The sequence below is a fragment of the Streptomyces sp. CHD11 genome (genome assembly GCF_018638295.1).
Lineage (GTDB): Bacteria > Actinomycetota > Actinomycetes > Streptomycetales > Streptomycetaceae > Streptomyces.
The window spans coordinates 64795-86852 of sequence record NZ_JABTTS010000012.1 but is presented as its reverse complement, the minus strand read 5'-3'; the positions used below and the strand labels follow the sequence as shown (position 1 = coordinate 86852).

Genomic DNA, 22058 nt, shown 5'->3' with positions numbered 1-22058 from the left:
GCATCGTGTGTTCTGCCTGGCGGCCACATGATCGCTGTACTCTCCGCCCATGCCGCCGATACGCCCCGCCGCGTCCACCGAGGACGCCGAGTGCCACGAGCTCACCCGGCAGCTCCGGCGCAGAGGGACGCTCGTACTCGCCGTGTTCGCCATGCTCTGGGCCTTCTCCGGGGCCTCCGGTACGGGCTCGGCGACGGACGTCGTACCCGTGACGGTGGAGGTGGCGGCCGTCCTCGTCACGGTGGTGGCGATCTACCTGGGACACCGCGAGGGCGCCGCCCCCTCGCCCCGGACGGTGAGCCTGCCGGCGAACTGGGCGCGTGGTGTGGGCATCGTCAACGGGGCCGAGGTGCTGGCCATCCTCGCCGTGATCGCCGCGACCGTCGGGACCGGCCACCCCCGGCTCGTCCCCTCCGCCGTCGCCCTCGTCGTGGGGCTGCACTTCTTCCCCCTCGCCCGCCTGTACGACCAGCGGCAGTACCGGTGGACGGGCGCCCTGCTGTCCGCCGTGGCGGTCGCCGGGTTCGCGCTGACCGCGGCCGGCCTGCCGGGCGAGAGCCTGCGGATCGTGGTGGGCCTGGGCTGCGCCCTGGTGCTCTGGGCCACCGCGTACCACCTGGCACTGCGGGGCTGACCGGCCTCCGTGGGGCGGGGCTGTCCGCGGCACCGCCTACCCTTGGGGCATGAGCAGCATCGACCGGAGCCAGTCAGTGGGCGGCACGCGCACCTATGAAGTACGCACCTACGGGTGTCAGATGAACGTCCACGACTCCGAGCGATTGTCCGGGCTGCTGGAGGACGCGGGGTACGTCCGCGCCGCCGGGGGCAGCGACGGCGACGCCGACGTCGTCGTCTTCAACACCTGCGCCGTGCGCGAGAACGCCGACAACAAGCTGTACGGCAACCTCGGTCACCTCGCCCCGAAGAAGGCGAGCCGGCCCGGGATGCAGATCGCGGTCGGCGGCTGCCTGGCGCAGAAGGACCGCGACACCATCGTGAAGCGGGCCCCCTGGGTGGACGTCGTCTTCGGCACGCACAACATCGGCAAGCTGCCCGTCCTGCTGGAGCGCGCCCGCGTCCAGGAGGAGGCACAGGTCGAGATCGCCGAGTCACTCGAGGCGTTCCCCTCCACGCTGCCGACCCGGCGCGAGAGCGCCTACGCGGCCTGGGTGTCCATCTCCGTCGGCTGCAACAACACCTGCACCTTCTGCATCGTCCCGGCGCTGCGCGGCAAGGAGAAGGACCGCCGCCCCGGCGACATCCTCGCCGAGATCGAGGCCCTGGTCGGGGAAGGCGTCTCGGAGATCACCCTGCTCGGCCAGAACGTCAACGCGTACGGCTCCGACATCGGCGACCGTGAGGCGTTCGGCAAGCTGCTGCGGGCCTGCGGGAAGATCGACGGCCTCGAGCGCGTCCGCTTCACCTCCCCGCACCCGCGCGACTTCACCGACGACGTCATCGCCGCCATGGCCGAGACGCCCAACGTGATGCCGCAGCTCCACATGCCGCTGCAGTCCGGCTCCGACCCGGTCCTGAAGGCGATGCGCCGTTCCTACCGGCAGGACCGCTTCCTCGGGATCATCGACAAGGTCCGGGCCTCGATCCCCCACGCGGCGATCAGCACCGACATCATCGTGGGCTTCCCCGGCGAGACCGAGGAGGACTTCCAGCAGACCCTGCACGTGGTCCGCGAGGCCCGCTTCGCGCAGGCGTTCACCTTCCAGTACTCCAAGCGCCCCGGCACCCCGGCCGCCGAGATGGACGGGCAGATCCCCAAGAAGGTCGTCCAGGAGCGCTACGAGCGGCTCGTCGCCCTCCAGGAGCAGATCTCCTGGGAGGAGAACAGGAAGCAGGTCGGCCGCACGCTGGAGCTGATGGTCGCCGAGGGCGAGGGCCGCAAGGACGGTGCCACCCACCGTCTCTCCGGCCGCGCCCCCGACAGCCGGCTGGTGCACTTCACCAAGCCCGAGCGGGACGTGCGCCCCGGCGACGTGGTCACCGTCGAGATCACCTACGCCGCCCCGCACCACCTTCTCGCCGAGGGTGCCGTGCTGGACGTGCGCCGCACACCCGCGGGTGACGCCTGGGAGAAGCGCACCACCGAGAAGGAGACGCGGCCCGCGGGCGTACTGCTCGGCCTGCCCAAGGTGGGTGTACCCGAGCCGCTGCCTGCGGTCACCGGGGGCTGCGCCGTCGGCTGAGCCGGCGTCCGTGCGGTCCGGCCCCGCACCCGTGGTGGGACGATGCCGCCGGTCCGGGCCGCAGTAGGCTGCCGATCATGCTTGTCGCCGCCGCAGTCTGCCCCTGCCCGCCGCTGCTCGTGCCGGAGGTCGCCGCCGGTGCCGCCCCCGAGCTGGACACCGTGCGTGCCGCCTGCACGGACGCGGTAGGGGTGCTCGCCGCCGCCCGGCCCGATCTGCTGGTGGTGGTCGGTCCGGGGGACGGCCCCGGGCCGGAGAGCTACCCGCAGGGGACCCCGGGATCCTTCCGGGGCTTCGGCGTCGACCTGGCCGTCCGGCTGGGGCGGGGCGAGGGCCCGGCCGGGCGGGAACTGCCCTACGGACTCGCCGTCGGCGCCTGGCTGCTGGGCCGTACCGGCTGGGCCGGCACTCCCGTCGAGGGGCGGGGCGTGGGGGAACCTCTCACCGCCGAGCGGTGTGTCGAAGAGGGGGAGAGTATCGCCGGCCGGGCGGAGCGGGTGGCGATGCTGGTGATGGGTGACGCCAGCGCCTGCCGCACCCTCAAGGCGCCGGGCTACCTCGACGAGCGCGCGGCCCCCTTCGACGCGGAGCTCGCACGCGCCCTGGGCGCCGCCGACACCGGGGCGCTGCGTGCGCTGGACACCGGACTGGCGGCCGAGCTGAAGGTGTCCGGCCGGGCGCCCTGGCAGGTCCTCGCCGGAGCGGCGAGGGGTGGTGCGGCGCTGCGGGGCACGCTCCTGCACGAGGACGCCCCGTACGGCGTGGGGTACATCGTGGCCGCCTGGTCCTAGCACCGGCCACCGCCGACGTTCCCGGCTGCCGTCCGGAACGATGTGGTTCTGGCGGCCCTGGCGCGTGGTCACCCCCGATGTCACCGCGGGCACCGGCATCCTGGAGAAGGCCGCCTTCGATGATCACCGACTTCTTCGCGGACACCTCCGCACCGGTTCTCGGCGACGGCCGCCGCCGGACGCGCCGCCCTGCCGCCGGCGGCCGACAGGGCACCGGCCCGGACTGCCGGTCCCGGTGCGTCGATGGGCCGTACCCACCCGGCGGGACGCCGTCGCGCCGGACGGCCGGGAGCGCTCGACGCGCTCCCGGCCGTCCGCCGGTGTGCTTCAGGAAGCGGGCGGCGGACCGGCCGGCGGTGTGGTGGTACCCGCTTCGCCCGGCCCGCCGGGGTCGTTCCTGTGCGTGAAGCGGTCCACGGCGCCCTTGGCCCTACCGGTACCCGACTGGATCCGGTCGCTGTACTTGCCCTTGGTCCGCTTGTCGACGGTCTGCGCGGCCTTGTCCAGGCCGTGCTGGATCCTGTCCTCGTGCTGCTGCGCGAGGCCGGAGACCTTGTCCTTGGCCGGGCCGATCTTGGCCTTCAGATTGTCCAGCAGACCCATGACGTACCTTTCCTCGGATTCCTTCGCGGCTATGTGCGGGCGCCCTCACCGGTTTCGCTGCCGGCGGCCTCGGAGGACTGCTGCTTCGGGATGTCGACGGCCTCGGCACCGGTGACCCGGCCGGCCTCCTTCACCGGCGGCTCAGCGGTCTCCGGGGCCCCGGCGGGTCCCGCCGGCTCAGCGGTCCCGGCCGTGTCCAGCGGACCGGTCCCGACGTCCGGATCCGCGCCGGCCGCGGCCCTGTCCGTGCGGGCCTCGGCGGTCCCCGTCTCCTCCGTGGCCTTCGACCTCCGAAAAAGTCGTGCAAAAACGCCCATATCCACTCCATACGTTACTCGTGCGGGCGAAATTCCGCGTCGCCCGGTGTGTCCGTTCGTGTGACCCGGGCCGTCGCCACCGCGATCCGGCGGCGGGAACCTCGCAACGGGCAACGACCCGGCGGGTGCCGCGTCACGTAACCCGTTCGAGAGTGGGGTGTGAGGTTTGCGAGACTGGATCAGTGAGCAGCGCACCCCTCGTCCCCCGTGTCATCGCCGTGGTCGGCCCCACCGCGGCCGGAAAGTCCGATCTGGGCGTTTTCCTGGCGCAGCGGCTCGGGGGTGAAGTCGTCAACGCCGACTCGATGCAGCTGTACCGGGGGATGGACATCGGTACCGCCAAGCTGACGCCCGGGGAGCGCGGCGATGTCCCGCACCACCTGCTGGACCTCTGGGACGTCACCGTCACCGCGTCCGTCGCCGAGTACCAGCGGCTGGCGCGGGAGCGGATCGACGCGCTGCTCGCCGACGGGCGCTGGCCCGTCCTGGTCGGCGGATCCGGCCTCTATGTCCGCGGGGCCGTCGACAACCTGGAGTTCCCGGGCACGGACCCCGGGGTCAGGGCCCGCCTGGAGGAGGAACTCACGCTGCGCGGCCCGGGTGCGCTGCACGCGCGCCTCGCCGCGGCGGACCCCGAGGCCGCGCGGGCGATCCTGCCGGGCAACGGCCGCCGTATCGTTCGCGCGCTCGAGGTCATCGAGATCACCGGCAGGCCCTTCACGGCCAACCTCCCGAGCCACGACTCGGTCTACGACACGCTCCAGATCGGCGTCGACGTCTCCCGCCCCGAACTGCACGAGCGCATCGCCCGCCGGGTCGACCGGATGTGGGACGCGGGTCTGGTGGACGAAGTGCGCGCACTCCAGGCGCAGGGGTTGCGCGAGGGGCGTACAGCGTCGCGGGCGCTCGGCTACCAGCAGGTGCTCGCGGCGCTCGCCGGGGAGTGCACCCTCGAGGAGGCCCGGACGGAGACCGTACGTGCCACCAAGCGCTTCGCGCGCCGTCAGGATGCGTGGTTCAGGCGCGATCCCCGGGTGCACTGGTTGAGTGGGGCCGCGGCGGACCTCGCGGAACTTCCCCAGCTCGCGTTGTCGTTGGTCGAACGACCGGTTACAGCCTGATCACGTCCTGGCATCGGGACGCCCAGGCCGTCATCCGGGCATGTGACGCCGTGCCATCATCGAGCTTCGATCGACCAGTGGAGTCCTAGTTGGGAGGGCGCGTGGCGATGGAGGCCGGCCCTCGCGATACCGCACACGGCACCGAACACCTCACCACCGAGCGAGGTGCACCGGAGCAGGAGGACGACCGTCTCAGCTCCGACGGGCCGGAGGAGGCGGGCGGTGTGACCGACGACGGCCCCGAGCCGGACGAGATGTTCGCGGGCGGTGACGAGGTCGAGGTGGAGTTGCGCCCGCAGCGCCGGCTGCGCCTGTGGCAGCTCGCGCCCATCGTCGCTCTGGCGGCGGTCGGCTCTCTGATGTTCGCCTTCCCGCTCGCCTTCGACTTCGGTGACAGCGGGGCGGTGATCGCCATGCTGGGGCTGCTGATCTGCTCCTGCTCGGCGGGCTGGGGCATGATGGCCGCCCGCAGAGTGGGCTACACGTGGCCGGGTCTGCCGGCCCGGGGCTCCGGCCGCAGAGCCGACTGGAGGGTCGCGACCGCCTACGCCGTGATGGTCGCCGCGGTGGTCGTCCTGGCGGTCTGGCGGGTCGCGCGGCTGCGCTGACACCCTGCGCGGCCGTTGCGGCGGCGCCGCGCCGACGCCGTGCGGGGCGGCGGTTCACCGGCGACGACGCGCTGTCCCCGGCACGCCGTACGATCGAGGAATGAGCACGCGGATCGCCTTCCTCAAGGGGCACGGCACGGAGAACGACTTCGTGATCGTCCCGGACCCCGAGAACACCGTCGACCTCCCCCCGGCCGTCGTCGCCGCCCTGTGCGACCGCCGCGCGGGCATCGGCGGTGACGGCCTGCTGCACGTGGTGCGGTCCGCCGCCCATCCGGAGGCCGCGGGGATGGCCGCCGAGGCGGAGTGGTTCATGGACTACCGCAACGGCGACGGCTCGGTCGCGGAGATGTGCGGCAATGGAGTGCGTGTGTTCGCGCGCTGCCTCCAGCGCGCCGGCCATGTGTCCGAGGGGGACATCGCGGTGGCCACGCGCGGGGGAGTGAAGACCGTGCACCTCGCCAAGGACGGCGACATCACCGTCGGCATGGGCCGGGCACTGTTCCCCGAGGGGGACGTCACCGTGAGTGTCGGCGGGCGCGACTGGCCCGCGCGGAACGTGAACATGGGCAATCCGCACGCCGTGGCCTTCGTCGAGGACCTCGCCCACGCGGGCGATCTGTTCATCCCTCCGCCGTTCAGCCCGCCGTCCGCCTACCCGGACGGTGTGAACGTGGAGTTCGTCGTCGACCGGGGACCGCGGCACGTGGCGATGCGGGTGCACGAGCGCGGGGCGGGCGAGACCCGGTCCTGCGGTACGGGCGCGTGCGCGGTCGCCGTGGCCGCCGCCCGCAGGGACGGGGCCGACCCGGCCGTCACCGGCGCCCCCGCGACGTACACGGTCGATGTGCCCGGTGGCACCCTCGTGATCACCGAACGGCCCGACGGTGAGATCGAGATGACCGGTCCCGCGGTGATCGTCGCCGAGGGCGTGATCGAGACGGAGTGGCTGGAGAATGCCGTGCGCTGACCGGGGTACCGGCTCGGTATCCAAGTCTGCGGACCACCCCGTAGCCGTATCCGCAGGACAGGAAGGGTGATCAAGCTTCAAGATCATGGCAGACCATCGCCCCGATGGCGTGAAAGCGACTGCCGATCGACCATCGCTCGATGGAGTGATCCGTTTCACGCTCGGCCGGAGGCGGTCGGTCCGGCGGGGTCGGGGTCGGTAGCATCAAGCACCGGCCCGGACGGGGGACGAGCACCGTCTCCTGAGCCCGAGTCCGCCCTGGGGCACGCCGTCCGCCGGTCCACGCAGCCGGAGGTGCCCATGAACGCGGAGGCCGTGAATCCCGCGACCCCAGGCCCTGTGACATCGGGTCACGTCACACCCACGGGGTCGCGCCGCAAGTCCCGCCCCCGGCTCGACCTGCGCCGGCTCGGCCGTGCCGCGCTGCTCGGCGGCACCGCCCGTGACCGGCTCCCCGACGCCATCGGCCATGTCGTCGACGCCCACCGTGCGCACTACCCCGACGCCGATCTCGAACCGCTGCGCCGCGCCTATGTACTGGCCGAGTCCTCCCACCGCGGCCAGATGCGCAAGAGCGGCGAGCCGTACATCACCCATCCGCTGGCCGTGACTCTCATTCTCGCCGAACTCGGCGCGGAGACCACGACGTTGACCGCGTCCCTGCTCCACGACACCGTCGAGGACACGGAGGTGACGCTCGATCAGGTGAAGGAGGAGTTCGGCGAGGAGGTCCGGTACCTCGTCGACGGCGTCACCAAGCTGGAGAAGGTCGACTACGGCGCCGCCGCCGAACCCGAGACCTTCCGCAAGATGCTCGTGGCCACCGGCAACGACGTCCGCGTGATGTCGATCAAGCTCGCCGACCGTCTGCACAACATGCGCACGCTCGGCGTGATGCGCCCCGAGAAGCAGGTACGCATCGCCAAGGTGACCCGGGACGTGCTCATCCCGCTCGCCGAACGCCTGGGTGTCCAGGCACTCAAGACGGAACTGGAAGACCTCGTCTTCGCGATCACGCATCCCGACGAGTACAGGCGGACACGCGAGCTGATCGTGCGCAACGCGTCCCGCGCGGACGACCCGCTCGCCGAAGTCGCCGACGGCGTACGCAAGGTGCTCCGTGAGGCGGACATCACCGCCGAAGTCCTCATCCGCCCGCGCCACTTCGTGTCCGTACACCGGGTGTCGCGCAAACGCGGGCCGCTGCGGGGCGCCGACTTCGGCCGTCTGCTGGTGCTGGTGAACGAGGACGCCGACTGCTACGGCGTCCTGGGTGAGCTGCACACCTGTATGACGCCCGTCGTCTCGGAGTTCAAGGACTTCATCGCCGTACCGAAGTTCAACCTGTACCAGTCGCTGCACACCGCCGTCTCCGCCACGGACGGCCAGGTGGTCGAGGTGCTCATCCGCACCCACCAGATGCACAAGGTCGCCGAGGCCGGGGTCGTCGCCCTCGGCAACCCCTACGCCGCCCCGCCGGAGGAGCAGTCCTCGGCCGACGGCGAGCGTGTCGACCCCACCCGGCCCGGCTGGCTCTCCCGGCTCCTCGACTGGCAGCGGGCCGCGCCCGACCCGGACACCTTCTGGTCCACCCTGCGCGAGGACCTCGCCCAGGACCGCGAGATCACCGTCTTCCGCCCCGACGGGGGCACGCTGGGCCTGCCCGAGGGAGCGACCTGTGTCGACGCCGCCTACGCGCAGTACGGCGAGGACGCCCACGCGTGCATCGGCGCCCGGGTCAACGGCCGGCTGGCGACGCTGAGCACCGTGCTGAAGGACGGCGACACCGTCCAACTGCTGATGGGGCAGGACGCGGCCTCCGAGCCCTCCCGGGAGTGGCTGGAGCACGCGCACACCCCGGCGGCGCGGATCGCCATCCAGCGGTGGCTGGCCGCCCACCCCGCACAGGACGACACGGCCGCGGAGGAGGCGGCCGCGTCCTCCCGGAGCCCCGCCGGGGACCCGGCCCCGCCGCAGCCGGCGGACGCCCCGGAGCCCGTGCCCGGCCGTCCCGCCGCCGCCCAGGTACTGACCGACCGGGCCGGCGCCACCGTCCGGCTGGCCGGCTGCTGTACCCCCGTGCCTCCCGACGACGTGACCGGCTTCGCCGTGCGCGGGGGCGCGGTCACCGTGCACCGCGCGGGGTGCGCCGGAGTGGCGCGGATGAGGAGCGCGGGGCGCACCGAGGTCGGTGTGCGCTGGGGGGAGGGGGCCGAGTGCCGGGTCACGCTGGTCGCGGAATCGTTCGTCCGTCCGCATCTCCTCGCGGATCTCACCGAGGCCATGGCCGCGGAGGGCGCCGAGATCGTCTCCGCGACCGTCGAGCCGCCGGACCGGCAGCAGGTGCGGCACACCTACACGGTGCAGCTTCCGGACGCCGCCCGCCTCCCCGTCCTGATGCGCGCGATGCGTGACGTGGCCGGGGTGTACGACGTGAGCCGGGCCCAGCCGCAGACCCCGGGCGACTGACGCGGGCCGAGCGGACCCTGGCGCCTGGCGTCCGAGCGGTGTGATTACCCGATCGGGTGGGCCGGAAGCGCGCCGCCGCCGTCGCGCCCCCGCGCGCTGATAGCCGTGGGGGATGCCCCTGCCGCTCACCCCGCGCCACCACGTCCGCCGCCGGAGGGCGGCCGCGGCGCTGTTCGCCTGCGCCGCCTCTCTCTCCCTGCTCTCCGCGAGTGCCCCGGCCGTACCGCTCGGCATCGGTGACCGCCTCTTCCCCCACCTGGGCAACCCCGGCTACGACGTGCTGTCGTACGACCTCGCCCTGACCTATTCCGGCCGCAACGACCAGCCCCTCCAGGCCGTCACCACCCTGAACGCCCGCATCACCGCGGGCCTGGAGCGGATCAACCTCGACTTCAGCCACGGCACCGTCCGCTCCGTCGAGGTCGACGGCCGCCCCGCGGCGTTCACCGGTGCCGGCGAGGACCTGGTGATCACCCCCGGGGACGGCCTCCGCGCCGGCGACCTGTCACGCATCACCGTCCGGCACACCAGCGATCCCGTGGCCGGTGACCGCGAGGGCGGCTGGGTGCGCACCGCGGACGGTCTCGCCCTGGCCAACCAGGCGGACGCCGCCCACCTGGTGTTTCCCTGCAACGACCACCCCTCAGACAAGGCGATGTTCACCTTCCGCGTCACCGCCCCCGAGGGCCACACGGTCGTCGCCAACGGCCTGCCGGACGGTGTCGAGCACACAGGCGGCGCCACCACCTGGACGTACCGGACCCGGCACCCCATGGCGACCGAGCTCGCCCAGGTCTCCGTCGGCCGCTCCACGGTCGTGCACCGCACCGGCCCGCACGGCCTGCCCCTGCGGGACGTCGTCCCCGCCCGGCACCGCGCGAAGGCCGAACCGTGGCTGGCCAGGACCGCGGACCAGATCTCCTGGATGGAGGAGAAGGCCGGACGCTTCCCGTTCGCCACCTACGGCATGCTCCTCGCCGACGCGTCCACCGGCTTCGCGCTGGAGACCCAGACGCTCTCCCTCTTCGAGCGCGAGATGTTCACCGACCCCGCCCTGCCCGCCTGGTACGTCGAGTCGATCATGGTCCACGAACTGGCCCACCAGTGGTTCGGCAACAGCGTCAGCCCGCGCACCTGGTCCGACCTGTGGCTCAACGAGGGACACGCCACCTGGTACGAGGCGCTGTACGCCGAGGAGAAGGGCGGAGGATCCCTCGAGGCCCGGATGAAGGCCGCCTACCGGGCCTCCGACGGCCGGCGCGCGGCAGGAGGGCCGCCCGCCGCGCCCGAGCCGCCGGAGCCCGGCCGGAAGACCGGCATCTTCCGGCCGAACGTCTACGCGGGCGGCGCCCTCGTGCTGTACGCCCTGCGCGAGGAGATCGGCCGTACCGCCTTCGAACGCCTGGAGCGTGCCTGGGTGACCCGCCACCGCGACGGCACGGCCGGCACCTCCGACTTCGTCCGGCTGGCCTCCGAGACCGCCGGGCGTGACCTGACCGGCTTCCTGCACCCCTGGCTCTACGGCGCCACGACCCCGCCGATGCCGGGCCACCCGGAGTGGAAGACGGCGGCCCGGGACGCGCCGCCCGCCCGGCGGCCGGTGCCGCACGCGCATCGGGCGGGCGTGAGCCGGGAATAACACGATGACGGGGCGTGTGCTCCGTGCGACCATCGTCAGGTCCGCACCACCCGGGACGCGGGAATCTCCCGGGCCGCCCGGACGTTGTGCCCGATGACGGGGCGTTCTCCGGACCGTCCCGCCGCGCAGACGGTGACCCGACCACGTTAGGACCCAATGACCTCCTCTTCTTCCCCTTCCCAGGACACCAAGCGCTTCGCGGCCACCCATCCCGAAGGTCTTCGGGCCGATGCCCTGATGGAAGAGGACGTCGCCTGGAGCCTCGGGACCGACTCGGAGCGGGACGGCGACCAGTTCGACCGCTCCGAGCGAGCGGCCCTGCGCCGTGTCGCCGGCCTCTCCACCGAGCTCGAGGACGTCACCGAGGTCGAGTACCGGCAGCTCCGCCTGGAGCGCGTCGTACTCGTCGGTGTATGGACCTCGGGAACCGCGCAGGACGCGGACAACTCCCTGGCGGAGCTCGCCGCCCTCGCCGAGACGGCGGGCGCCCTCGTCCTCGACGGCGTGATCCAGCGCCGCGACAAGCCCGACGCCGCCACCTACATCGGCTCCGGCAAGGCCGAGGAGCTGCGTGACGTCGTACTCGGATCGGGCGCGGACACCGTCATCTGCGACGGTGAGCTCAGCCCCGGCCAGCTGATCCACCTCGAGGACGTCGTCAAGGTCAAGGTCATCGACCGGACGGCCCTGATCCTCGACATCTTCGCCCAGCACGCCAAGTCCCGCGAGGGCAAGGCACAGGTCGCGCTCGCGCAGATGCAGTACATGCTGCCGCGACTGCGCGGCTGGGGTCAGTCGCTGTCCCGGCAGATGGGCGGCGGCAAGGGCGGCGGCCTCGCCACCCGCGGCCCCGGTGAGACCAAGATCGAGACGGACCGGCGCCGGATCCGCGAGAAGATGGCGAAGATGCGCCGTGAGATCGCGGAGATGAAGACCGGCCGCGAGATCAAGCGCCAGGAGCGCAGGCGCAACAAGGTGCCGTCCGTGGCCATCGCCGGCTACACCAACGCCGGCAAGTCCTCGCTGCTCAACCGCCTCACGGGCGCGGGCGTACTGGTCGAGAACGCCCTGTTCGCGACCCTCGACCCGACCGTGCGCCGGGCCGAGACCCCGAGCGGCCGGCTGTACACGCTGGCCGACACCGTGGGCTTCGTCCGGCACCTGCCGCACCACCTGGTCGAGGCGTTCCGCTCCACGATGGAGGAGGTCGGCGACGCCGACCTGATCGTGCACGTGGTGGACGGTTCGCACCCGGTCCCCGAGGAGCAGCTGGCAGCCGTGCGCGAGGTGATCAGGGACGTCGGCGCCACCGACGTACCCGAGATCGTCGTGATCAACAAGGCCGACGCGGCGGACCCGCTGACCCTTCAGCGGCTGCTGCGGGTGGAGAAGAACTCCATCGCCATCTCGGCCCGCACCGGCCAGGGCATCGAGGAGCTGCTCGCCCTCATCGACAGCGAGCTGCCCCGCCCGTCCGTGGAGATCGAGGCACTCGTGCCGTACACCCAGGGCAAGCTGGTCGCCCGCGCCCATGACGAGGGCGAGGTGATCTCCGAGGAGCACACCCCGGAGGGCACCCTGCTCAAGGTGCGGGTGCACGAGGAGCTGGCGGCCGAATTCACGTCGTTCGTTCCCACTCCGGCCGGCTGATCCCGCCCGAGGCAGAGCGAAGGCCCGCCCCCCCCGTGGGCGGGCCTTCGGCACGTCCGGATCACCGACCGCCGTGGGTCCTGCTCATGTCCTGGTAGAGCGCCTCGGCGTCCTCGCCCAGCTGCGGGCCCGCGAGCCAGGTGTTGTCGGTCGGGCCGATCGAGGTGTTGGAAACCAGCACCGTCCGGCCGTTCAGCACCCGGAACCAGCCGCCGCCGGACGAGCCACCGGTCATGGTGCAGCCGATGCGGTACATCGTCGGCAGATCCGAGGAGAGCGAGAACCGGCCCGGTGAGTCGAGGCACTTGAACATCCGCAGACCGTTGTAGGGCGGTGCGGCCGGGTAGCCCCAGGCGCCCATGCTGCCCGACTCCGCCGGGGACGGGGCGGAGAAGTCCACGTCGAGCGCGGCGCCGACCGTCTCCTCCAGCGACTTGCTTCCTTGCTCGGGCTTCACGTGCAGCACGGCGTAGTCGTACGGTGCGCCGTCGCCGCCGCTGCGCGAACCTCCCTGGATCCAGCGGCCCGGGGTCGAGGCCCAGTCCGCCCACCAGTTGCCGTAGGGGGCGATCTCGTGGGCGTTCGCGGTGGCCGGGTCGGCCTCGGACGTGCCGAGGTCGTTGTAGGCCGGGACGAAGACGATGTTGCGGTACCAGCCGCCGTCGCCGCCGGCGTGCACACAGTGTCCGGCCGTCCAGACGAGGTTGGACCTGCCCGGATGGTTCACGTCCTTGATGACCGTGCCGGAGCAGACGGCCGGGCCCTGCGGGGAGTCGAAGAACACCTTCCCGACCGGCGCCGCGTGTTCGTGGTACGGCGTCTTCTCGGCCTCCGCCCGGACCGGGGCCGGCTCCGGGTCACTGACGCCCCGGGCCGCCGAGGCGTCCTTCGTCGTGACGGTCTTGTCGGCCTCCTCGGCGGAGCTCATCCGCTCGGGCTCCCAGAGGCCTTCGACCACCGGGTTCACGAAGTCCTGCGCCTCGCTGAGCCACTTGTCCCTGTCCCAGTCCTTCCAGGCGCCGTCCTTCCACCGGTCGACGTCGATCCCGTGCTCCTCGAGCCGGTCCGCGAGGCCGGCCGGAACCCCGGCCTCGCCGCCGTCACGGTCCGCTGCCTGCGAGGTGGCGGCGCCGGGCCTGTCGTTCGCCTCGCTCCCGCCGGAACCGCCGCACGCCGTCGCGGTGAGCGCCAGCGCGGCGACCAGGCCGGTGGCGGCGAGGACGGTGCGACGACGTCCGCGCCCGCGCGGACCGGACGTACCTGTGGAACGCATGCTGCTATGACCCCCGTGGTGACGAACAAATGGTGCGCCGCGTCCGCGTGTTCCCCCGGGCGGGGGCGCGGGGCGCCGCCGCCCGCCCGGCCCCCCGCGCGCGGCGGCACGCGGGGCCGGGCAAGACCGGTCACCGACCGGAGAACTTCTCACTGACCGCGTCGTACACGCCCTTGGCCTCGTCACCGAGGCGCGGGCCGGCCAGCCAGCCCGACGTCACCGGGCCGATGGAGGTGTTGGACACCAGCGCGGACTCGCCGTCCGACCCCGTCGCGACCCAGCCACCCCCGGAGGAACCGGCGGTCATGCTGCACCCGATGCGGTACATCGTCGGCTCGTCCGCGGCGATCGACAGCCGGCCGGGCTGGTCCGCGCACTGGTACAGGGTCTGGCCGTCGTACGGCGGGCCGGCCGGGTAACCGGTCGCCGTCATCTCCTCCAGGTCGGCGACCGGGGGAGCGTCGAAGTCCACCGGCAGCGCCGAACCGACCGTCTCCTCCAGCGACTTGCCGTCCCCGCCCTTCTCCGGCGTCACATGGATGACCGCGAAGTCGTAGCTGGCGCCGTCACCGCCCGTGGCGCCGCCCTGCTCGATCCACTGGTCCGAGGTCTGCGCCCAGTCACCCCACCAGAGGCCGTACGGAGCGACCTCCTTCTCGGTGGCGCCCTCGAGCTCCTTCGCCGACCTGCCCGCGTCGTTGTACGACGGCACGAACATGATGTTGCGGTACCAGCCGCCCTTCTTGCCGGCGTGCACACAGTGCCCCGCCGTCCACACCATGTTGGACTTGCCCGGGTTGGCCGGGTCCTGCACCACCGTCGCCGAGCAGACCATCGTCCCCTCGGGGGAGTCGAAGAAGACCTTCCCGGCCGTCGGGGCGCTGTCGTGGTACGACGGGGTGACGGCCGCCGCCTGCACCGGCTCCGGAGTGGGGTCGGTCACGCCCTGGTCACCGGAGATGTCGTTCTCGTCGACACCCTGGTCGGGCTCCTCGGCGTCCCGCATACGGTCCGGGTCCCACAGGTCCTCGATGATCGGGTTGACGTAGTCCTGCGCCTCACGCAGCCAGTCGTCCTTGTCCCAGTTCTTCCAGGCGCCGTCCCGCCACTTGTCGATATCGATGCCCTGTTCCTTGAGCCGGTCCCGGATGTCGTCCGGGATCTTCAGCTTGCCGTCGTCGGCAGCGGCGGTCGCGGAGGGATCGGCGCTCGCGTCGGCGTCGCCCGAACTACAGGCGGTGGCGGTGAGGACGAGCGCCGAGGCGAGCGCGACAGAGGCCAGCACGGGGGAGGTTCTGCGACGGGACCGCCCTCCTCGGTGAACGGTGGACGACGGCCGTATGGATCGCATGATGTGACTCCCCCTGGAATGAACGAACTTGGTGCTGCGGCCGTCTTCACACCCGGACCCGCGCGGGGTACCCGGGTGCTCCCACGGCCATCGGGAACGGCATCACACACTATGCGTTCGCTGTGGGGGACGTCCGACGGAACGGCAACGGTTCGGCTACAAGCCGCCTGACCTGGCCGATCGTCCGGGGGCACGCCGATGTGAGGCCGGCGGGCGTCCACGTCGCCGGGCGCCCGCGCGGACACATGCCTCAAGGTGACCCGTAACCCCATGGGCGGCCCGGGGTTGATAGCGGTGGGGAGCCCGCTGCCCGCGGTCTCGTTCGGCAGGACAGGGGAGGGCCGGGGACGGTGAGGCAATCCGCGTACGCGGGACGGGGGAGCGGGGCCGGGGACGGCCCCGCAGACGGACGTCCGCGGGGACCCTGGGCCGGCCGTCGGGGGCGCGGGTCCCGCCACTTCCTCCGCCCGCCCGCGACGATGTCCGCATCGGCTGACCGCAGAGGGCTCGGACCCCGCTGCCCCTGCCGCCCTCCACCGCTACGCACGAGCCTGCCCGCAGCGCGGTGGGACACCGTCTGTCCGGCGGGGGAAGCCCCGGCCCACCGCGGTGTCTTCCGAAGCCGGCGGCTCGGGCGCGTCGCCCCGGCTCCCCGGCCAGGAGGCCGGTGCGGGCAGCCTTCGCCGGAGTGCTGCGGTGCGCCCGGCTCGCCCGACACGTCCGCTGCGGCGGGGACCGGGCGGCCGCGGTCCCCAACCGGGCCGCCGACGCCCTCCGCCCTGTGATCACCACGACCCGCACCGAAGAATGCCGTCTCCCCGAAGGCCGTTGCGCACGGACGGGCCGGCCCGTCCCGCTCCACGAGGATCCGCCTTGCACACCACCCCCACACCGGCCGCCCGCACGAACTCCCCGGTGCCGCACCAGGAGCGCAGACCGCCCGGCGCCGACTGGCTCAGGGACACCGGCGTTTGCCCCCTGGAGCACCCCGACCCCTGCCGGGCGGCCGAGGCGGCGGCCACGGAGAACCTGCTGCGCTGCTGGGTACGTGAGACCGGCGTCCGCGCGCCGCGCGGCGCCATCCTCGGCCTCCCCCTGCCCGCCAGCGGCACGGCCCTGCTCGTCCCCGTCCTGTACTGGTCCCCGACGGGCCGGCACCGCTTCGGCCCGCCCTACCTGGCCGACGCCCCCGATCCCGCCCCGCCCGTGGACGCCGTACTGCTCGCCGCCCTCCTGGGCAGAGAGATGGCCGGACCGGTACTCCGTCCGGCCGGCAGCGGCACCGACGGGCAGGCCGCGCGCACCGATGCCGGCCGGGCGGCCGCCGGCTCCGGCGTGGGCGCCGCGGGTAGCGGCACCGACCTGGTCGCGCGCGTCGCCGACTCCGTCCGGCGCGTGGCCCTCTTCCTCACCGACCGGCGCGCCCGTACGGAGGACCATCCGGACCTCTTCCTCGCCGCGGAACAGGCGCTCGTCCTGGGCCATCCGCTGCACCCCGACCCGAAGAGCCGCGACGGCCTCCGCGACGCCGAGGCGCGGCGGTACTCACCCGAGGTGCGCGGATCCTTTCCCCTGCGCTGGATGGCCGTCGCTCCCTCCCTGCTCGCCACCGACTCCGCCTGGACGGAGCGCGGCCGCCCCGTCACCGCGCCGGACCTCACCGCACGGCTCGCCGGCCCCGGCCTTCCGCTGCCCGACGGCTGTGCGGCCCTGCCCCTGCACCCCTGGCAACTGCGACACCTCCGCGGGCATCCCCAGGCCGCCGCGCTGCTGGAGGCCGGGCTCCTCCGCGACCTCGGCAGCCACGGCGAACCCTGGCACCCCACCTCCTCCGTACGGACCGTGCACCGCACCGGTGCCCCCGCCATGCTCAAGCTGTCGCTGACCCTGCGCATCACCAACTCCCGCCGGGAGAACCTCCGCAAGGAACTCCACCGGGGCGCCGAGGTCCACCGGCTGCTGCGCACGGGACTGGCCCAGGCGTGGCGGGCCGCACACCCGGGCTTCGACATCGTCCGCGACCCGGCCTGGATCGCCGTCGACGGACCGGACGGCGACCCCGTACCCGGACTCGACGTGGTGATCCGGCACAACCCCTTCGGACCGCACGACGACGTCGCCTGCGTCGCCGGACTCGCCTCGCCGCGGCCCCGCGCCGGCGGACCCATGCGATCCCGGCTGGCCGAGCTGATCACCCGCCTCGCCACCCGGACCGGACGGCCGCACGGGACGGTCGCCGCCGAGTGGTTCCTGCGCTACCTCGAGCACGTGGTGCGGCCCGTGCTCCGGCTGGACGGAGCGGCCGGCATCGCGCTGGAGGCGCATCAGCAGAACACCCTGGTCCTGCTGGACGCCGACGGCTGGCCCGCGGGGGGCCGGTACCGGGACAACCAGGGCTACTACTTCCGCGCGTCGCGACGCCGCGAGCTGGACGCCCGGCTGCCCGGCATCGGCGAACACAGCGACACCTTCGTCCCCGACAGCGTCGCCGACGAACGTTTCGCCTACTACCTGGGCATCAACAACGTCCTGGGACTCATCGGCGCCCTCGGCTCCGAACGGCTCGCCGACGAAGGGCTGTTGCTCGCCGCCTTCCGCCGCTTCCTCACCGGGGTCTCCGCCGGACCGGCCCAGTCCCACGGCACCCTGCCCGCCCTGCTGCTGGACTCACCCACCCTGCGCTGCAAGGCCAACCTGCTGACCCGGGTGCGCGGCCTCGACGAACTCGTCGGCCCGGTCGACACCCAGTCCGTCTACGTCACCATCGCCAACCCGCTGCACGCATGACGGCCGGCGACATCACCGCCTGGGGCCCGGCGGACACACCCGCGGGTCTCTTCCGGCTGCGCCCCCTCCAGGTGGACCGTGACCTGCCCCTGCTGGCACGCTGGATGAACGATCCGGCCGTGGCCGCCTTCTGGGAACTCTCCGGACCGCCGGCCCGGACGGCCCGCCACGTACGGGCCCAGCTCACCGGCGACGGCCACAGCGTCCCGTGCCTGGGCCTCCTGGACGGTACGCCGATGAGCTACTGGGAGATCTACCGCGCGGACCTCGAGCCCCTGGCCCGCCACTACCCCGCCCGCCCGTACGACACCGGCCTGCACGTCCTGATCGGCGCCCCCGGCGACCGGGGGCGGGGCCTCGGCGGCACCCTGCTCAGGACCGTCGCCGACCTCGCCCTCGACAACCGGCCCGCCTCACCTCGTGTCGTCGCGGAACCCGATCTGCGCAACACCGCCTCCGTCGCCGCCTTCCTGAAGGCCGGCTTCCGCTTCGCCGCCGAGGCCGATCTGCCCGCCAAGCGGGCGGCCCTCATGATCCGGGACCGCTCTCTGCGTCATCTGCTGTAGCGAGTCCCTCACCCGTACGCCCTCCGATCTCCTTTCCCTCCCTTTCCCCAGACCGAGGAGACCCGTCTTGATCACATCAGTGGCCCCCGCCGTGATCGCACGAATGTCAGTGCCGGGTCGTAGGGTGGTCGCGCTATGACGAAGCCCTCACTCCCCGAACTCCTGCACGCCGCCGTCGCCGCCGTCGGCGGTACCGAGCGCCCCGGCCAGGTGACCATGGCCGAAGCCGTCGCCGAGGCGATCGACGACGGAGCCCATCTGCTGGTCCAGGCCGGTACCGGCACCGGAAAGTCGCTCGGCTACCTGGTGCCCGCGCTCGCGCACGGGGAGAGGGTGGTGGTGGCGACGGCCACCCTGGCCCTGCAGCGCCAGCTGGTGGAGCGGGACCTGCCGCGCACGGTGGAGTCGCTGCACCCGCTGCTGCGGCGCCGCCCCGAGTTCGCGATGCTCAAGGGCCGCTCCAACTACCTGTGCCTGCACCGGCTGCACGAGGGGATGCCGCAGGACGAGGAGGAAGGGCTCTTCGACCAGTTCGAGGCGGCCGCCCCCACCAGCAAGCTGGGCCAGGACCTGCTGCGGCTGCGTGACTGGTCGGACGAGACGGAGACCGGCGACCGGGACAACCTCACGCCGGGCGTGTCCGACCGGGCCTGGTCCCAGGTGTCGGTCTCGTCGCGGGAGTGCCTGGGCGCCACGAAGTGCGCCTACGGCGCGGAGTGCTTCGCGGAGACCGCCCGCGAGCGGGCCAAGCTGGCCGAGGTGGTCGTCACCAACCACGCCCTGCTCGCCATCGACGCCATCGAGGGCGCACCGGTGCTCCCGCAGCACGAGGTGCTGATCGTCGACGAGGCCCATGAGCTGGTCTCCCGGGTCACCGGAGTCGCCACCGGGGAGCTCACCCCCGGACAGGTCAACCGCGCGGTCCGGCGCGCGGCGAAGCTGGTGAACGAGAAGGCCGCGGACCAGCTCCAGACCGCCGCGGAAGGGTTCGAGCGGCTGATGGAACTGGCCCTTCCGGGCCGGCTGGAGGAGATCCCGGAAGATCTCGGCTACGCGCTGATGGCACTGCGCGACGCGTGCCGGACCGTCATCTCGGGGATCGGCAGCACCCGCGACAAGTCCGTCCAGGACGAGGACGCGGTCCGCAAACAGGCGCTCGCCTCCGTGGAGAGCGTGCACGACGTGGCGGAGCGGATCACCAACGGCTCCGAATGGGACGTCGTCTGGTACGAGCGCCACGACCGGTTCGGGGCATCCCTGCGGGTCGCCCCCATGTCCGTCTCGGGTCTGCTGCGCGAGAAACTCTTCACCGACCGCAGCGTCGTCCTGACGTCCGCGACGCTGAAGCTGGGCGGCGACTTCAACGGCGTGGGGGCGTCACTGGGGCTCGGCCCCGAGGGGGCCGGGGGCGAGGACCTCCCGCAGTGGAAGGGCGTGGACGTGGGGTCCCCGTTCGACTACCCGAAGCAGGGCATCCTGTACGTCGCGAAGCATCTGGCGCGCCCGGCCCGGGACGGTGACCGCGGGGACATGCTCGACGAGCTCACGGAACTGATCCAGGCGGCCGGCGGCCGCACGCTGGGCCTGTTCTCGTCGATGCGGGCCGCGCAGCTCGCCGCCGAGGAGCTGCGCTCCCGCATTCCGCAGTTCCCGATCCTCCTCCAGGGCGAGGAGACGCTCGGCGAGCTGATCAAGAACTTCGCGGCCGACCCGAGGACCTGCCTCTTCGGCACGCTGTCGCTCTGGCAGGGTGTCGACGTACCCGGCCCGAGCTGTCAGCTGGTGGTCATGGACAAGATCCCCTTCCCGCGCCCGGACGACCCTCTGATGAGCGCCCGCCAGAAGGCCGTGGAGGAGGCGGGCGGCAACGGCTTCATGGCCGTCGCCGCCACCCACGCCGCCCTGCTCATGGCACAGGGCGCCGGCCGGCTGGTACGCGCGTCGGGGGACCGGGGCGTGGTGGCCGTACTGGACCAGCGGCTGGCCACCGCCCGCTACGGGAGCTATCTGAAGGCTTCGCTCCCCGACTTCTGGTACACCACGGACCGCGGTCAGGTCAGGAAGTCGCTGGCCGCCATCGACGCGGCGGCCGTCCGGACGGAGGCGGAGGAGTCGTGAGCGGATGCGGTGCCGCTCCAGGTCCTCGGCGCTGAGCGCGGTGGCCGGCGCACGGAAGCGCCGCCCGGGTGATCGGCGGCCCGCCGGTGCAGTGGCTCGGTGTCCCGGCGTCCGGTGTCCGCCGGGTCAGTGGCCCGGACGGGAGCGGTCGGGGGCAGTCGCGATCCTCGGGGTGGAAGGGTTCGCCCATGGGTCGTGAGCCGGTCGGTGCGGCGGTTGCGGGCCGTTCCGGCGTGGCGGAAGGAGCCTCGGCTTCCGGCCCAGCCGCTGACCGGCGTCCGCCGGAAAGCGCCGGGGAGTCGTCCCCGGCGGTGCGACGGTGGCTCGACCACCCGGGCAGCACAGGACCCCGGAACCGGCGCAGGGGTCCCGGGGTCCGGTCAGGGGGCGGGGGCCGTAGTCGAAGCCGGCCCCCGCGCCATGCTCAGACGCGGCGCAGTACGGCCACCACCTTGCCCAGGATGGTCGCGTCGTCGCCGGGGATCGGTTCGTAGGCCGCGTTGTGCGGGAGGAGCCACACATGGCCGTCCTCGCGCTTGAAGCGCTTGACGGTCGCCTCGCCGTCGAGCATCGCCGCCACGATGTCGCCGTTCTCCGCGACCGGCTGGCGGCGGACCGTGACCCAGTCCCCGTCACAGATCGCCGCTTCGATCATGGAGTCACCCACGACCTTCAGCACGAACAGCTCACCGTCGCCGACCAGCTGCCGGGGCAGCGGAAAGACGTCCTCGACGGACTCCTCGGCGAGGATCGGGCCACCGGCGGCGATCCGGCCGACCAGCGGCACGTAGGACGCGGCCGGCTTGCCGGCGGTGTCGGTGGGCTGCACGGAGGTGGCCTGGTCGGAGCCGCGCACCTCGTACGCCCGCGGGCGGTGCGGATCACGGCGCAGGAAGCCCTTGCGCTCGAGCGCCATGAGCTGGTGCGCCACCGAGGAGGTGCTGGACAGGCCGACCGCCTGGCCGATCTCCCGCATCGACGGCGGGTAGCCCCGTCGCTGCACCGAATCCCTGATGACCTCGATCACCCGCCGCTGGCGGTCGGTCAGTCCCGAGCTGTCCGCCCGGATGCCGGGAGGTCGCCCCGGCAGGGAGCGCTTGGGCACCTCGGGGTTCATGGCTTCGTTCATCGCGTGCACCGGCTCGGGCCGGCCCTGGGAGCGGTCCTGGGCAGTGATGGCGGCACTGTCTGCGGTCGTGGTCACGTCGGCCCCTCTCGATGGTCTCCCTGCAGCACAACGGTAGTAGCTTTCGAAAGGTTGCGCCAAACACACGTTCGAGTGAAAAATCGCGAATTACGGTACGCAATCTTTCGTCGAGGTGTATTGGTAGCCAGGCTCTCGGCCGGACGAGCGGTCCGGTCGCTGTACTCTTCACCGCCGAGGCGACGACCTCCCGGGCTGGTCGGTCACAGTCTGCCATCGGGTGTGCCGGCGCGCGGGTACCGGCCCCCGTTCCGCCCGCGCGTCGCTCCCTCTCCTGCCCCCGGGAGTCCGGCGTCTCCCCTGTCGCGCGGTGTCCGGCGGCGACGCCCGGGCGACACGCTTCCAGAACGTGAATGTCTGAGCCAATCACCACATGTAGTGGTTGGATTG

Annotated in this window: 16 protein-coding genes; 12 read left to right on the top strand and 4 right to left on the bottom strand. The window is 72.7% G+C overall.

What is annotated here, in order from left to right:
- Positions 1-49: 49 nt before the first annotated feature.
- The 3 genes from HTV45_RS15690 (at position 50) to HTV45_RS15680 (ending at position 2992) form a co-directional block, all read left to right on the top strand.
- The gene (locus tag HTV45_RS15690; protein WP_215206394.1) at positions 50-634 is read left to right on the top strand and encodes a hypothetical protein; all 585 of its coding nucleotides are present in this window, start codon (positions 50-52) and stop codon (positions 632-634) included.
- Between the two features lie 49 nt (positions 635-683).
- Complete coding sequence (miaB, locus tag HTV45_RS15685) at positions 684-2201, top strand: tRNA (N6-isopentenyl adenosine(37)-C2)-methylthiotransferase MiaB (RefSeq protein WP_215206393.1); 1518 nt, start codon at positions 684-686, stop codon at positions 2199-2201.
- A gap of 77 nt (positions 2202-2278) precedes the next feature.
- Positions 2279-2992 (top strand): class III extradiol dioxygenase subunit B-like domain-containing protein, encoded by a 714-nt coding sequence (locus tag HTV45_RS15680; RefSeq protein WP_215206392.1) that lies wholly within the window; start codon positions 2279-2281, stop codon positions 2990-2992.
- 327 nt (positions 2993-3319) lie between these two features.
- On the opposite strand, the gene HTV45_RS15675 is transcribed toward HTV45_RS15680, so the two are convergent.
- Positions 3320-3595, bottom strand: coding sequence for an antitoxin (locus HTV45_RS15675; protein WP_215206391.1), 276 nt, complete (start codon positions 3593-3595; stop codon positions 3320-3322).
- A gap of 499 nt (positions 3596-4094) precedes the next feature.
- Here HTV45_RS15675 and miaA point away from each other — a divergent pair, with 499 nt between their 5' ends.
- From miaA to hflX, 6 genes are all read left to right on the top strand, one after another.
- The gene (gene miaA / locus HTV45_RS15665) at positions 4095-5033 is read left to right on the top strand and encodes a tRNA (adenosine(37)-N6)-dimethylallyltransferase MiaA (protein WP_215206389.1); all 939 of its coding nucleotides are present in this window, start codon (positions 4095-4097) and stop codon (positions 5031-5033) included.
- 107 nt (positions 5034-5140) lie between these two features.
- A complete protein-coding gene (locus HTV45_RS15660) occupies positions 5141-5641 on the top strand; it encodes a hypothetical protein (protein WP_215206432.1) in 501 nt (166 codons plus the stop codon).
- 100 nt (positions 5642-5741) lie between these two features.
- On the top strand, positions 5742-6611 hold the full coding sequence (dapF, locus tag HTV45_RS15655; RefSeq protein ID WP_215206388.1) for a diaminopimelate epimerase: 870 nt from the start codon (positions 5742-5744) through the stop codon (positions 6609-6611).
- Between the two features lie 300 nt (positions 6612-6911).
- Entirely contained in the window at positions 6912-9080 is a 2169-nt protein-coding gene (locus HTV45_RS15650; RefSeq protein ID WP_215206387.1) for a bifunctional (p)ppGpp synthetase/guanosine-3',5'-bis(diphosphate) 3'-pyrophosphohydrolase, read from the top strand.
- Positions 9081-9192: 112 nt separating this feature from the next.
- Positions 9193-10719, top strand: coding sequence for a M1 family metallopeptidase (locus HTV45_RS15645; protein ID WP_215206386.1), 1527 nt, complete (start codon positions 9193-9195; stop codon positions 10717-10719).
- Between the two features lie 156 nt (positions 10720-10875).
- Positions 10876-12369 (top strand): GTPase HflX, encoded by a 1494-nt coding sequence (hflX, locus tag HTV45_RS15640; RefSeq protein ID WP_215206385.1) that lies wholly within the window; start codon positions 10876-10878, stop codon positions 12367-12369.
- A 61-nt stretch (positions 12370-12430) separates the two neighbouring features.
- Here hflX and HTV45_RS15635 read toward each other — a convergent pair whose 3' ends face one another.
- Positions 12431-13642: a serine protease gene (locus HTV45_RS15635; RefSeq protein ID WP_215206384.1), complete on the bottom strand. Its 1212-nt coding sequence runs from the start codon at positions 13640-13642 to the stop codon at positions 12431-12433.
- A gap of 130 nt (positions 13643-13772) precedes the next feature.
- Positions 13773-14993: a serine protease gene (locus HTV45_RS15630; RefSeq protein ID WP_215206383.1), complete on the bottom strand. Its 1221-nt coding sequence runs from the start codon at positions 14991-14993 to the stop codon at positions 13773-13775.
- Between the two features lie 915 nt (positions 14994-15908).
- Between HTV45_RS15630 and HTV45_RS15625 the strand changes: the two genes are divergently transcribed.
- From HTV45_RS15625 to HTV45_RS15615, 3 genes are all read left to right on the top strand, one after another.
- Positions 15909-17780: an IucA/IucC family protein gene (locus HTV45_RS15625; RefSeq protein ID WP_308309654.1), complete on the top strand. Its 1872-nt coding sequence runs from the start codon at positions 15909-15911 to the stop codon at positions 17778-17780.
- Entirely contained in the window at positions 17675-18346 is a 672-nt protein-coding gene (locus tag HTV45_RS15620; RefSeq protein WP_215206431.1) for a GNAT family N-acetyltransferase, read from the top strand. The genes HTV45_RS15625 and HTV45_RS15620 overlap by 106 nt, the downstream gene beginning before the upstream one ends.
- Before the next feature lie 135 nt (positions 18347-18481).
- Complete coding sequence (locus tag HTV45_RS15615; protein WP_215206381.1) at positions 18482-20464, top strand: ATP-dependent DNA helicase; 1983 nt, start codon at positions 18482-18484, stop codon at positions 20462-20464.
- Between the two features lie 424 nt (positions 20465-20888).
- Here HTV45_RS15615 and lexA read toward each other — a convergent pair whose 3' ends face one another.
- Positions 20889-21668, bottom strand: a complete 780-nt coding sequence (lexA, locus tag HTV45_RS15610; protein WP_215206380.1) for a transcriptional repressor LexA — start codon at positions 21666-21668, stop codon at positions 20889-20891.
- Positions 21669-22058: the final 390 nt, after the last annotated feature.

Coding starts and splice junctions, on each gene's coding strand:
- dapF (WP_215206388.1), top strand. CDS start 5,742: ATGAGCACGCGGATCGCCTTCCTCAAGGGGCACGGCACGGAGAACGAC.
- HTV45_RS15645 (WP_215206386.1), top strand. CDS start 9,193: ATGCCCCTGCCGCTCACCCCGCGCCACCACGTCCGCCGCCGGAGGGCG.
- HTV45_RS15630 (WP_215206383.1), bottom strand. CDS start 14,993: ATGCGATCCATACGGCCGTCGTCCACCGTTCACCGAGGAGGGCGGTCC.
- HTV45_RS15635 (WP_215206384.1), bottom strand. CDS start 13,642: ATGCGTTCCACAGGTACGTCCGGTCCGCGCGGGCGCGGACGTCGTCGC.
- HTV45_RS15680 (WP_215206392.1), top strand. CDS start 2,279: ATGCTTGTCGCCGCCGCAGTCTGCCCCTGCCCGCCGCTGCTCGTGCCG.
- HTV45_RS15675 (WP_215206391.1), bottom strand. CDS start 3,595: ATGGGTCTGCTGGACAATCTGAAGGCCAAGATCGGCCCGGCCAAGGAC.
- HTV45_RS15615 (WP_215206381.1), top strand. CDS start 18,482: ATGACGAAGCCCTCACTCCCCGAACTCCTGCACGCCGCCGTCGCCGCC.
- HTV45_RS15650 (WP_215206387.1), top strand. CDS start 6,912: ATGAACGCGGAGGCCGTGAATCCCGCGACCCCAGGCCCTGTGACATCG.
- hflX (WP_215206385.1), top strand. CDS start 10,876: ATGACCTCCTCTTCTTCCCCTTCCCAGGACACCAAGCGCTTCGCGGCC.
- HTV45_RS15690 (WP_215206394.1), top strand. CDS start 50: ATGCCGCCGATACGCCCCGCCGCGTCCACCGAGGACGCCGAGTGCCAC.
- miaB (WP_215206393.1), top strand. CDS start 684: ATGAGCAGCATCGACCGGAGCCAGTCAGTGGGCGGCACGCGCACCTAT.
- HTV45_RS15660 (WP_215206432.1), top strand. CDS start 5,141: ATGGAGGCCGGCCCTCGCGATACCGCACACGGCACCGAACACCTCACC.